The sequence below is a fragment of the Acanthopleuribacter pedis genome (assembly GCF_017377855.1).
Classification (GTDB): Bacteria; Acidobacteriota; Holophagae; order Acanthopleuribacterales; family Acanthopleuribacteraceae; genus Acanthopleuribacter; species Acanthopleuribacter pedis.
In genome coordinates this window covers 225236-238780 of sequence record NZ_JAFREP010000003.1, presented here as the reverse complement: position 1 = coordinate 238780, position 13545 = coordinate 225236, and the positions used below count along the sequence as shown (strand labels likewise).

Sequence of the window (13545 nt, the reverse complement as noted above, 5' to 3'; positions counted from 1 at the left end):
CGCTCGAGGAACCCTAACACCCCGTTTCTCCTTAAACAAGATTGAAGCATCAGAGATATAACGCAGCGCACACAATTTCTATTTTTAGGATGAAGGCGGGCCGCGCCGTGACCTGGGCAACGATTTTACCGTGTTCCCCTTCGATAAATTGACCCTCGCCCATCACGGTGAAACGGGTCATGTTATTAACGGATCCTTCGGCGCGGATGGTGGTTTCCGGCTAGCCCGCATTTCTCACAAGGCTTTCTGCTTCTCGCGACGAATCCTTGTGAGAAATGCGGGCTGGAGCGGTCGCATCATTTTGATGTCGATGGTGGCGTAACCCATGGCGGCGGTTCATCGTTTCTTTTGATCCTCAAGCCACTTTTTTTCAAAAAAGTCAGCCAGTTGGTCGATGCGCGCGGCTAGCACCTCACAATGATCGTCGGCATAACACAATCCAGCCTCGTAACGGCAATACGGCCCGCGTCGCACCGCCGACAACCAATTAAAGGATCCCTCTATTAAGACACGCCGGTCCATGCACAGGGTTTTGCTGTGAATGTTGTTGATCTCCCGAACCTGGACCCCGACTTTGGCAAGCGCCGCGCGGCCTTCGGCGGCATTGGGTTTCAAGGTGGGTTTCCCGGAGCCCGTCCGGGCCAGATCCAAAAAGGCGTCGGTATAAACCAAGACCTCACGCCCTCTTTGCACAGCCTCTTCAATATGGTGGAGTAGGTCGGCCTCCATCAAGGCACGAATCGAAATGAAGGGCGACACCAACAGGATCCGTTCGCGAGCGGCTTCGAAAACCCGGGCCAAATAGGCCATGTGGGTTTGGGTATCGGTCAAATGGCGAACCTTGGCACCAGATCGCCTGAGTAAAAGCTTTTTGGGAAGCTTGAAATCACGAATTTCATTGGCCTGATCGGCAAACAGGTGGTTGCGGGCCAGGTTGGCCGTGTGACCCTCGCCGGCAGCGAACACATTCATGTCGCCAAAAACCAGGAAGGAATCCTGGGCACGTGAAACGGCGACGTTGAGCATGGCCACATCCGAATTAATGAAACTCGCGGTTTCCTCGCCGGCAACCACACTGGAGAACAGCACCACCGGACGCTCGTCGCCTTGCATGACGTGAATGGTGCCGATGGTGAGATCCTTAAGCATGATTTCTTGGCGGGCGCGACGTCTCAAGGTTTGCGCTTGGGCCGCATAAGGGGTGACCACGGCGACAAGCTCACTCATCGGGCGCCCGCCATAAAATTCACACAGTTCTTCCGCGCGCGCTACCAGCCAGGAAATAATCACTTCCGCTTCAATTTCGTTATGGAGGCTGCCCTGTTTGCGGCGTTTGGTGTGGCCAGGAACGTGGGCATAACCCATGGCGGGAAGACAGCGTTTTTCCAAGGGTTTGCGCTTCGCAATCAAGCGTCCCCCGTAAACCGACTGGTTACAAAAGGCGATCACCTCCGGCACACATCGGTAGTGTTCCAACAACATGGTCGCTTGCGGCCGCACCCCGCGTCGCCGCTGCTTAAAGTCAGCCGCTTTCATCGCGGAACCTTCTGTCACCATGAGGCCGCACGCCTCAAATTCCAGATCGTGGTCATTGAGGCCGCATTCGCGCCGGTTGCCCTGTTCGATGTGGCGGGGCAAACCCGCCACGGGTGCAATTTGGTATTCGTCTCCGATAACCACGGCCCGTTTTGCCAAAGCGATTCCGGCGCCGGCCAACTCAGGCGCAACCTGACCGGCTTCATCAATAATCAGCCAATCGATAAACCCCGACAAGGGTTTATCAGAAAGGTTAAAGAACTTGGGGACACTGTAGGTTGTCGCACCCAAGCAAGGCGTGAGTTTGGCAATCGCCCACCATCGATTTTGTTGGTAGGCAACGGATTTCTTGCGTTTGCGCACACCCCCATCGGCAGCCTTGAGCCGGTCTGCCAGCCAACGGGCCTCCCAATAGTGGGTCGCCCACCAAAACGCCTGACGGCGCGGTCCGGTATCGAGTCGCATCTGCACATCCGCCGAACCTATATCCTCGAAAGCCGCGGCTGCTTGGGCAACGCGTTCCTCTTCGGCGAGCCACGCCGCGCGCTGCGTCAAGGCTGCTTCATGAGCAACTTCGGCTTGTTCGAGTTCCTGACGATATTGCTGTAAATGGTAATCAAAATAACGACCGAGCCCGGAATCATCGCCTAAATCCAGTTCGGGCGGCATGGTCACCCCCAACCCTAAAAACAAGGCCCGGTTGCGTTTCTCAACAAAACTTTTGGATAACTTTTCCCGCAAGATGTCGCCTAAAGCCACCGCTTGGTTGGCCAGCCACTTCCGCTGAATCCGTCCAATCCGTTTTATTTCCCCTTTCAACGTAGCGACCTTGGTTTCCAATGCTGCGACTTCGCCGGAAAGGCGCGCCGATTCCCGCGCGCGTTCGGCCTGCTCACCGGGATCGAATTGGGCAAAAAACTCACAAGAACCGCGCAGTTGTTCATGAAGCCAAGCGACAACATCGTCCATACGGTCAAAGTGAGGCGCGCCCTGGGCAGCAAGGTTTTCCATAAAAACCGTTTCAGCTTCGACGAGGTAATCCTTCTTGCCCAGGATCTCGGGAAAACCCTTTTCCCAGTCGGTGGTGTAGAGAACTTTTTGTTGTTTCAGTGTTTCCACCTGAGCGTGAGAAGGACAAAACAAACCAAAACCGGACACCTTGGGCAACCAACGCGAGGCAAAAGCATCCTCACCATCGGTCCCTCGGGAAAAGCTATGCATCACGTTAAGCAGAGCTTGGTTGTTGGTCGAGGTAACCACCACCACGGGCGGCTCCCGTTCAGCCAAAGCGTGGTTAACCCACAAATTGGCCACCATCGACTGAATCAAGCTGGTTTTTCCGGTTCCCGGCGGACCGGTCACGGCCAAAATCGAGCCGGGCAGTTGGCCCAAGACGCGATGCAAAATGCCCCGTTGGGAGTCGGCCAATCCGTAAGACGGGTTCACATGGGCCAAGGCACGGTACCCGAGCTCCGGTTCCGCCGGTGGTAAGGCATCCACCACGGGCGAAGCGTAATCAGCCAATAACGGCGGAATCGGTTGGTCCGCCAAATAATCGTACAGTTTTAATAGGGAGAAAGCAGCATTGGGTCGCGGCTGGTCTAGTAACACAAGGGGCGAACTGACACGCATCATCACAATTTCGAGTTCTTCCATCGTTGCCTTGGTCACATGCGCGAACAACCCCTCGCAAAAAGCCCAGTAGGAAGCCCAATCTTCCCAAACAGCTTGATCGTGTTCTTCGAGGTACTGATCTTGGTCGGCCACATGGCCCAAAATGACCTTGCCACCTCGAAGCGGTTCTAAAAAACCTCGGGTCATCCACGGCTTAAACCGTGTTGGCGGCTCGCAACCAAGGGTCATCAGAAAGGTGGCGGGTATCCAAAGCGGCACAACAAACTTAGGTAAACCCAGGTTCGCCTGGCCATGGCTCACCTCCGCGCGAAAAACGACGGGCGCGAGGAGCAACGGGACGGCACCATGGGTGACGAACTTCTTATTCCGACCCCCGCTTGATCCACGTTCAAGAAGCCGCTCCACCACGGTCTTCGGAATCTTACCCCCGGATAAAGCCGCACGGTCAACCGGTTCAGCTTCTTCCAATACACCATCAGGAATACTGATCCGACTTTGGTCTAAGAGACAGGATCGCCAGTAGGTTAAAACTTTTCGATAATACTCAGGTGACTGGGGGTTCTTCATAAAACCTACCGATCCAAACCCTGAAAAAGGTTCGTGGTTTGAGACGGAAATGTGAGAAATATCCCTATCTTAATCAGTCGTTAAAATATGTCAAAAAAAACTAAAACACGAATCCCTCAGGCAAACCACCTTGAAAACCACCAGTTTCGGAACAAGAGCATCGCAACAAGGTTCCATTACGCACGAAAACCAAAGCCATTTTTAATTATTTCGGGTGACCGGGGTCACGGTATCGCACGCTGGGTTAAACGCCGTAGCTACCTGGCCGGTCTGGCTTTACAGAACACAAAAGTGGGAGGTTCCTTATGAAAAAGTTATTGGTTTTCGGTTTGATGTTGGCGTTTGTTGCACCGTTGAGCGCGGGCACCCGCGTGGTGATTCGTACCCAACCCGCACCCGTCGTGGTGAAAACGCAAAAGGTCGTGGTTCGCCCCGCCGCCAAAAAAGTGGTGGTTCGCCCCGCGGCGACCAAAGTGGTGGTTCGACCCGCCCGCAAAAAGGTCGTGGTTCGCCCCGCGCCTCGGGTCACGGTCCGTCCCGTCCTTCGCATCAATCTTTAATTCGCATCACAACCTAAGACACGCAAAAACAAAAGGCGCCGTTGCTCCGCGACGGCGCCTTTGTGTTTTTGGGATTGTGCCCTTAGGTTAGCCCGCATTTCTCACTAGGAATTCTGCCACGGGCCAAGCCATGCGATTACGAGGGGGCGGCCTTCCTCGGGGCGGCCTTCCTCGGGGCGGCCTTCCGCGGGGCGGCCATCCGCATTACTCGGTCGAGTCGCCTTCGCCTCAGCTGCTACGCCGATAGGCCGGACCCCGATAGGTCGGTCCCCGATAGGTCGGTCCCCGATAGGTCGGACCCCGATAGGTCGGTCCCCGATAGGTCGGACCCCGATAGGTCGGACCCCTGTGCCGTGGCTTGGTTGTCATCTTCGTACTCACAAGGCTTTCAGCTTCTCGCGACGAATCAATGTGAGAAATGCGGGTTAGGGCAGGGTGATGGTGCGGCGGTTGTCGCCGCGATTGGCTTCTAGGTACAAGCGGCGGGGATCCACTTCAATGCTCGCTGCACCTAGGGGCACCTTCACCCGCACCGCGGTGTCCCCCGCCTTCACCGTCACGGTTTGCGGTTCTCCAAGGGGCCGCCGTTTTTGATCCAGGGCAATCCATTCCAGTTCCATCGGCCGATTTTCCGCGCTGTCGCCTTGAATTTCGACCTGAATGGCCAAATGAACCAAGTCGTCGGTGTCCCGATTCGCTTCTCGGAGACGCAGGTCGTAGGTCACCACCCGTTTGAACAGTTCTTCCAGGCGAACCCGTTGCGGCGTGGGTACATCCTCGAGCAAGATGGCCAACAGATCGGTGCTGCGTGGTCGGGCTGGAAACCGGTGCGCTTCGAAAAAGGCGGCCAGCCGTTGGTTCACCGTTTCGCGACCAAGGAATTGGGTCGCCAGGTGCATGGCGTGGGCGCCTTTAAAATAGGCCGGATGGGTTTCGCCTCCGATGCGATGTAACGAGGGTTCTTCCACGGCGTCGTAACCCCTGAAAAAGAAATACTTGGCGGCGACTTCATCCAAGTAAAAACGCTCCTCGTCCCAACCGTACCATTCGGCGAACACGGCCGACTCAGCGTATTCACACAGCACCTCGGTCAGCATGCGGTACCCCGCGACCGGTGCCGGATTCACCATGCCGCCCCACCACTGGTGGCCGACCTCATGGGCCACGATTCGGCCGACCATGTTAAACGCGTCCTCGTCTTGTTGGTCCAACAGGAACAAGCGACTTTCGACAGCGAAAATGGTGGTGGCGTAAGAGGTGGCTCCAAAACGCGCCGAGAATGCCGGGATCTCGACAATGCGCAAATCTTGATAAGGATATTCGCCCCAGTGGGTTTGAAAGTAGGAAAGCGCGCCGGCGGCGGCGTCGAGCATGGTTTGCACATTCGCCTCGTGACCGGGTCGGTACCATACGGCGACCCGAACGTCGTCGACGGTGGTTTCCGCGACGGCGTAATCACCGACGGACAAGGCATACCAATGGCTGCTGATTTGGTCGATGCGGAAGGTACTGAAATGACGGCCGTCGCTCTCCCATTCACGCTCGAGTCGGCCGAGGCTCAGCGCGCGCGATCCGGCCGGGGCCGAGGCGGTTAACTCAAGAGAAAACCAGGGTTGGGTCGGTGGGTCGCTGTCGTCGTCATTTCCCCAACCGGAATGCGCCGGTAACCCGAACTTGCGGCGCAAAGGGTCGTTGGTCAATTCGAGGTGGGCCAGGTAGCCGAAATTCGGGACAAACTTGCTAAGCTCGATGTAACTCCCGCCCGGCAAGACGTAGTGTTCGCCGTCCATGCTGCCAAACCCAGACTGTTTTACGGTGAGCTCGAAATGAAGTTGTCCCTCTTCGCCCGGTTGTAACGGCGTTTCGAAAACATAGGTCTCCACCCCGAAGCGCGAATCCACATCCTTGCGATTGGCACCTTCGACACGGGTGCGGCAACGCAGGCCCCGCAAGGGCGGGGTGGTGAGCGTCATTTGCTCCAAAGCATGGGCGTGGGGGTTCATGAACCTGTAGGTGGCGGTGACCTGGTAACGGCGACGTTCGGGGAACACATCCACTTGAACGCGGCCGGCGCGGTACACGGGCTGGGGCCGGTCGGCGGTGGCGCGGTAGGTTTTTTCGTAACCCGCCCGCCAAGCTTCGATTTCATGGCCGCTTGCCACCTGCATATCGAAGTGGGTTTTGTAGAAAACAACGCCGGCCGAGGCCACCAAGGCGGTCAAACCCACCACTGCAAGCACGGCGACCGGACGCATGACCCCAAAGGCGCGACGTTTGTGGCCGCGACGCAGGAAAAACAAGGCGGCGGCGCCAACGAGCAAGGCCGCGCCAAGATGGAGCAACATTCCCCAAAAGGCGACGTCGTCACCGTAACCGCCGCCGGTCATTTCGGACATATGGGGCGCGGGGAAAAAGGGCATCGTCAGGAAGGACAGTTCCCACTGGAAGAGGTTGCGCAACGCACGGGCCAGGACCAGCAAACCGGCACCGGCCAACATGCCGAGGTATTTGTTGGGAAGGAAATTCTGGAGCGCGAGCACCCAGCCCGCAAAAAACCACAGCGGGAACCCAACAAACCCATAAAGGCGGGCGTAGGTTGAGAGGTCGTGAATGCCGGCACCACGCACGAGTTGGTAGCCCGCACCCACCATGACGGCGAGGCTGATGAGGAACAGGATCAGGCAACCGAGACCGAGCCACTTGGCGACCCAAAGCACGACACTGGGTACGGCGCTGCTGTCAACGATGCCGTCGAAACGGTGTTCTCGTTCCAACCAAGCCCACTCGGCGGTAAAGAAAATCACCACCAGAGGACCGAGGATGCGCATCGGGTCCTGCAGTTCGGGAATGATCAGCGCGGCTCGGGCGGCAAGGGGTACCCCAAGATCGCCCCGTCCCATCTCCTCGGTCAAAACCATGCCGAATAAGAAGAGGCAAAGCAACGACAGCAACAACAAGGGCAGGCCACGCACCATAAGCTGCATGTCAACAGCAATTTTTGAGCAGAGCGTACGCAGGACAAAACCGCCGCCGAAGCGAGGGCGGACGGGTTGGAGCCCGGCGAAGCTCGACACGGCAAGGGGTCGGTTGACAATCGCGGGCGTCCGGCCGGTGGTCGCGGCCTCGCGGAAGCGGAAGAAACGGTAGGCGATGCAGCAAAGCGCAAGTGACACGGTCATCCAAATCAATCGGTTGGCGAGCAGGTCACCCTCCAATAGGATGAGTTGGGTATTTTTGGCGGCGAGATCCCAATAGCGAACCTGTTCGTACAGCGGGAAAACACCGAAAGGGTCGAGCAGCACGGCGAGTTTGGTTTCGTCGGCTGAAAGCTGTTTGGATTGGGCCATGACGGGCGAATTGCTCAGCATGGAGCCCACGATGTACACAATGAAAAGTGCGATCCCAGCCACATAAACAGCGATCTGGCCGCGACAAAGGGTCGCCACGCAAAATAACAGGCTCAACCCGAGGAACACGTTGGGGACGGTGAAGGTAAAAAACGCGGACAAAAAGGCACTGATCCGCAACGGCCCTACTTCCGCGCCGTGGGGCGAGGGCAAGGTACCGCCGATCACCATACCGAGCCCGGCCAAGCCGACGACCAAAAACACGACGACAATCAACCCGAGCAAGCGGCTGGAAAGAAACGAGAAAAAGGTAACCGGGGTGGTGTGAACCAAGGGCTCCATGCCGTGAGTTCGGTCGCGCAACACGGCGTTGCCGGTGAACAGCGCGAGCCCGAAAAAGGAGGAAAGCGAGAGCAGCACCATCCCCTGCGCAATCGCGATGGGAGCGAGTCGGTATACGTTGGGACCGGCATAGAGGGTGTACCCAAGGAAAAAACCGAGCAAGAAAAAGGCCGCCACGGCAACACGGATCAGGGTTTGGCTAAATTGGTAGCCCAATTCAAAACGGACTAGGTCGCGGAACATACGGCCACCTCCCCTTCGTGCGCGGCCAACGCGGCGAAGTACGCGTCCTCCAAATGGGCCGGGCAAGGCTCGAAGCCGGCCTCGGGTTGGTGGTCGGCCAACACGCGGATAAAACACCGCCCAGCTTCCAAGCGGTCACTAAGCACCCGATGGCGTTGGCGCCATTGGGGCAGGTCGGCGCGGGCGGCGGAACGGCGCCAGACCCGCCCTTGAAGTTGTTCCACGAGGTGATCGGGACGCCCTTCCAACAGCACTTTGCCGCCGGCCATGACCGCGGCTTTGCCACACAAACGCCGCACATCCTCGACAATATGGGTCGACAGCACAATGGTAATGTTCTCACCGATTTCACCCAACAGATTGTGGAAACGGTTGCGTTCTTCCGGGTCCAAGCCGGCGGTGGGTTCGTCGACAATGATCAGTCGCGGGTCACCCAACAGGGCCTGGGCGATGCCGAACCGCTGGCGCATGCCGCCCGAAAACTGGGCCACGGCCTGGCGACGGCACCAGGCAAGGTTGGTGCGTTCGAGCAGTTCATCGACCTGACGACGGCGTTCTTTTTTGTCGCGCAACCCTTTGAGCACGGCCATGTGATCCAGCAAGCGCTCGGCCGAGATTTTGGGATAAACCCCAAAATCCTGGGGCAGGTAACCGAGAACCTGGCGAACCAGGTGCGGGTAACGCACGATGTCGGTTCCATCCCAAAGAATGGAGCCTTGATCGGGTTCCTGTAAGGCGGCGATGGTGCGCATTAGGGTCGACTTGCCCGCGCCGTTGGGGCCGAGCAAACCGAAAATACCGGTGCCGATGTCGAGGGTAACGCCGTCCAGGGCGCGCACCCCGCCGGGATAGGTTTTGGACAGATGGGTAATCGATAACATGCGGTCTCCTTGCCGGCCGACTTACCTATAATCGCGGCCTGTCATGCCCTAACCTACGCGGTCCAAACTGGAACCGCCGGCGGATTTGGACGAACGACCGGGGAAAGATGACCAACGACCCCAACCGTCAAAAAAGCGGACCAACCACCGTTTTCAAGCGCACCCCAGACGACTTCACCGGTGTTCCACGGGGTTTGGCTGGATTGCGACGGTCGTTCGTCCTAAATAATCGGTCGTTGGTCCGCGCGCTCTTGAGACGAACAACCCCTCCATGGCAGACTGGGAACCAATTCAAAAACATCGTCAAAAACATCGGGGGTTGTGTTTGGAAGCCTGGAAAGCGTCATTGGGGTTTGTCGGATACCTGCTGGGCGCGTTGACCCTGCAACACGTGGGCGCCCGTGATCTCCTGCTGGTTTACCTCACGCTGGCATTACTGATCCCCATCAGCTACTTGATCAGCAAACGCGCGAGCCAACGGGACAAATTACAAAGCCTGCGCGAAGAATCGTTGCGGGCGGAGGTGTTGATGCTCAAAAACCAAATCAACCCTCATTTCTTCTTCAACACCCTGAACAATCTTTACGGCTTAACCCTGGCCCAATCGCCGCAAGCACCTGAGATGATTCTGAAACTCTCCGACATGATGCGCTTCACGATTTACGAGGGTCGCAAGGATCAAGTCGCGCTGTGCGATGAATTGGCGTACCTACACCACTACATTGAATTGAACCAAATGCGGTTTGGCGATCAAATCGATATTCAGGTGACCGAATCGGTCGCGGACGACCAGGTACGCCTGCCGCCCCTCATGGCGGTCGTCCTGCTGGAAAATGCATTTAAACACGGCGTGGCAAAATTGGGCGAGGCGGCCTGGATTACCCTGGATGTGCAGGCCGATTCCCGCGAGGTTCGCTTCGAGATTCGCAACAATGTGGCGACGGACAGCGCGCCGGGCAAGCCTGGCATCGGTTTGGCCAATTTGCGTCGTCGCCTGGAACTCTTGTACGGACCACGCCCCGATGCATGTGTACTGCGCCGCGAGGGCGACGTCTTCCACGCCGCCTTGAGACTGGGGGCGCTATGAGGTATTTGGTCATTGACGATGAACCGATTACCCACCAAATTATCGCCGGCTACTGCCGCGAATTGGATTTCATGGAATCGGTGGGCAATTGTTATGACGGCGTGCAAGCCCTGAATCTGCTGGCCAAAGAACCCGTCGATGTGCTTTTTCTGGACGTGCAAATGCCCAAGCTGGGCGGGTTTGATTTGCTGCGTACCCTGCAACAGCGCCCCTTGGTGGTGATTATTTCGGCACACCGTGAATACGCGCTGGAAAGTTACGATTTCGATGTCTGCGATTACCTGCTGAAACCCTTCGGCATGGCGCGTTTTCTAAAAGCGGTGGAAAAGGTCCGCGCCCGCCTTGCGCCGGAGCCGGAGGCAGGCGCGCCGGAAGTACCGCAAACGCTGGTGGTCAAAGACGACAAAACCCACCATCAAGTGCCGCTCCACGAGATCCACTACATCGAAGCCTGCCGCAATTACTGCATCGTTCATTTGGCCGACCGGCGGTTGATGACCCTGGAAAAAATATCGGCGATGGCGGAACAACTGCCGGATGACGCCTTCGTACGTATCCATCGCTCTTATATTGTGGCGGTTGCGGCAATTAGCGCGGTGCGCGCCGGCGCCTTGCAACTGGGTGAACGGGAATTACCGGTCGGGCGAACCTATAAGGCTAATTTGATCCCCTTCCTTAAAAAATAAAAAAGTCCGAAGGATTTTCATCGCGCCCGGCCACTTATACCTAAGAGGCGCGATAAGAGCGAGGGGGTTTGGCTAAAGATCTGGAGCGAAATGGCTTGGGAAAAGCGGAAGCGCACCCGCTGGGTGCGGTGAGCATTTTCACAGGCCGTTGTAGCCCAGAGGTTTAGTCAAAACCACCGCGAGTTATCGCGCTTCTTAGGTTATAGGCATGCCCTTTTTCCGTTCGGCACCGGTTCCCCAAGGCAAACCGTTTTTCTCAGCGCGCTTTCGCAACGCCGTAGACAAGAAAAGCGGGCCGCTTCGCCGGACCGTTTTTGTGATCTCCCGCCGTGATCGGCCGGATGAGGTCCCGCTCACCTTCCTGCTGCAACCGAAGGTCCCGTCATGCGCTTTGATCGTGGTCACCGCGAAAAACGTGCTGAGGACACATGTGCATGTGAAGCAAATACCATTAGCCGGGCTTTTGACCCGTGCCCAATTTGGAGCGATTCGATGAGATGTTCTTGGTTCTTGGTTTTTATGACGGGGCTGTGCTGGGCGGCTGAGCCCTGGATTCCCCATTACACGGCCGAAACCGGCGGTTTTGCCACCACCCTCCACCTAATCAACGGCGACTATGAAAACGACTTCGTCGCCAAAATTACCGCGTATGATGCGGGCGGCCTGCTCTTGGCGGATGCCGCCCGCGAGGTCACGGTACCCGCCGGGCAACGGCTTGATCTAACCCGCGACGCCCTCCAATGGAATGGCGTCGCCGTTTCCCACCTGCGCATTTCGGCCGGCGACAACGTCAAGGTCTCCGCCTCCTACCAAACCACCGGCGGCAGTGTCTTGCCGGCAACGGTTTCGGCCCAGGAAAGTTTAACCGCTAGCGTGCGTTTCCTGCCGGTCAACCAAAGCGGCGCCTTTGACGGCTTGGTCTTGGTTAATCCCGGCGAAGAACCCCTCACCTTTCAACTATCCGCCCACGACCCGAGCGGCAACACGGGCGAAACGCTGCGTTTCACACTTGCGCCTAAGGCCAAGTGGGTTGCGGTTCCCGCCAATTTGTTCAGCGAAAACGTGGCCGGCGACGGCTTCATCGCGGCGCGCGCCCCGGCAGGTTTGGTGGCGATGGGCTTGCGCGGGACCTTACCCGGCAGCGGCGTTTCGGTCCTCACGGAACTGGCCCTGGACCGCAATCTGCCCGCGGCGGCCAAGCTCACCTACAGCAACCAAATCAGCCGCATTATCAATCGCAAATGCGCAACTTGCCACCAAAATGGCGGCATCGGCCCCTTCCCCCTAACCAACTACAGCGAGACGGTGACCTATCCCGACCTCATGCAATTGGAGGTGAGCGAGGGAAGAATGCCACCCTGGAAGGCTTCGACGGAATGTTCTGAATTTAAAGGGGTACAGGCCTTAGACCCGGCCGAAAAAGACATGCTCCTGGCCTGGCTGGCGGCGGATCTGGATCAGGGTCCTCCCCAACGTGCGCCCATCTTCGAACCCGCGGGCGACATTGCCTGGCGCGGCGGCACCCCCACGCAAACCTTTACCTATAACGAGGCCTACGAATTCAAACCCGGCCCTGACGACTACCGCTGTTTCCCGATCCCCCTCAACAACCGTGAAACCCTGTATTTAGAAGGACTTGAAATCCTGCCAGGCAGCCTTGAGTTTGTGCATCACGTGATCTTGTACGCCGTCACCACCAACGAGGGCGAAGCCCTGGATTTAAGCGAAAGCGGTCCGGGTTACACCTGCTTCGGCGGCCCCGAAACCGAGGAAGTCCGCATGCTCGGCGGTTGGGCGCCAGGCTCGGATCCACAGTTTTTCGGTGACAACATCGGCATGAGGATCGAACCCAACACCACCATTGTGATGCAGGTTCACTACCACTACAGCGGCACCGCGGGATTTGATCAAACCCAATTCGGTCTGTACCTGTCCGAAACGCCCCACGAAAAAGAGCTCTTTTTGTTGCCCTTGCTCAACGAGGATTTTGTCATCCCCGCCGGCGCAAGTGATTATGTGGTTTCCGAATCGCTGACCTTGCCCAACTTTGTGTGGCTGGACTTGTTTGTGGTCATGCCGCACATGCACTTGCTGGGTAAATCAGTGACGGTTTCAACCACCGACAACGCCGGCGGCGAACAATGTTTGATCGACATCCCCAAGTGGGATTTCAATTGGCAAAAGTTCTATTCCTATCAAGATGCGGTGCGCATTGAGCCGGGTTCCACGATCACGCTGAACTGCGTGTTCGACAATTCGGCGCAAAACCCCTATAACCCCAACAACCCACCGTTGCCGGTTCGCTGGGGTGACGCGACCACGGATGAAATGGCACTGGCCTTTATCGGCGTGGTGGCGCCCTTCGACATCACCGACGAGAAAAGCCGTTGGGAATGGCCGATGAAGGTCAACGCGGCCGGGGTCAACTTGGAGAAACGGCGCACCAACCCGCTGAACAAACTGCCGTCTTGTTGTCGCAAAGGCGACGCGGTGAAACCCTGGAAGAAATGTGACGCGGGAACCACCCCCTTGGAACCCAAACCCCGATAAAAACGTGGGCCGCCCCGATGGGCGGCCTTTTTGTAAGTCTTTGTAAGGAGCCTGTCCCGAGAGAATGACCCGATTTAAGTTGTTAATGAGGTCGCGGATGTCACGCCGGAC

General features: G+C 57.5%; 7 protein-coding genes and 1 pseudogene. 4 read left to right on the top strand and 4 right to left on the bottom strand.

Annotated elements, in window-relative coordinates; genetic code table 11:
• Positions 1-336: 336 nt before the first annotated feature.
• Complete coding sequence (locus tag J3U88_RS04365) at positions 337-3357, bottom strand: AAA domain-containing protein (RefSeq protein WP_207857069.1); 3021 nt, start codon at positions 3355-3357, stop codon at positions 337-339.
• A 686-nt stretch (positions 3358-4043) separates the two neighbouring features.
• Here J3U88_RS04365 and J3U88_RS04360 point away from each other — a divergent pair.
• Complete coding sequence (locus J3U88_RS04360) at positions 4044-4298, top strand: hypothetical protein (protein WP_207857068.1); 255 nt, start codon at positions 4044-4046, stop codon at positions 4296-4298.
• A gap of 235 nt (positions 4299-4533) precedes the next feature.
• Here J3U88_RS04360 and J3U88_RS35225 read toward each other — a convergent pair.
• The 3 genes and pseudogenes from J3U88_RS35225 to J3U88_RS04345 form a co-directional block, all read right to left on the bottom strand.
• Positions 4534-4644 (bottom strand): annotated as a pseudogene (locus tag J3U88_RS35225) (pentapeptide repeat-containing protein); the annotation flags it as partial.
• A 79-nt stretch (positions 4645-4723) separates the two neighbouring features.
• Entirely contained in the window at positions 4724-8230 is a 3507-nt protein-coding gene (locus tag J3U88_RS04350; protein ID WP_207857066.1) for a M1 family aminopeptidase, read from the bottom strand.
• Positions 8215-9111 (bottom strand): ABC transporter ATP-binding protein, encoded by an 897-nt coding sequence (locus J3U88_RS04345; protein WP_207857064.1) that lies wholly within the window; start codon positions 9109-9111, stop codon positions 8215-8217. The genes J3U88_RS04350 and J3U88_RS04345 overlap by 16 nt, the downstream gene beginning before the upstream one ends.
• Positions 9112-9436: 325 nt before the next feature.
• Between J3U88_RS04345 and J3U88_RS04340 the strand changes: the two genes are divergently transcribed.
• The 3 genes from J3U88_RS04340 (at position 9437) to J3U88_RS04330 (ending at position 13434) form a co-directional block, all read left to right on the top strand.
• Positions 9437-10198: a sensor histidine kinase gene (locus J3U88_RS04340; RefSeq protein WP_207857062.1), complete on the top strand. Its 762-nt coding sequence runs from the start codon at positions 9437-9439 to the stop codon at positions 10196-10198.
• A complete protein-coding gene (locus J3U88_RS04335; protein WP_207857060.1) occupies positions 10195-10884 on the top strand; it encodes a LytR/AlgR family response regulator transcription factor in 690 nt (229 codons plus the stop codon). Before J3U88_RS04340 ends, J3U88_RS04335 begins: the two co-directional genes overlap by 4 nt.
• A gap of 492 nt (positions 10885-11376) precedes the next feature.
• The gene (locus J3U88_RS04330) at positions 11377-13434 is read left to right on the top strand and encodes a monooxygenase (RefSeq protein WP_207857058.1); all 2058 of its coding nucleotides are present in this window, start codon (positions 11377-11379) and stop codon (positions 13432-13434) included.
• Positions 13435-13545 lie beyond the last annotated feature (111 nt).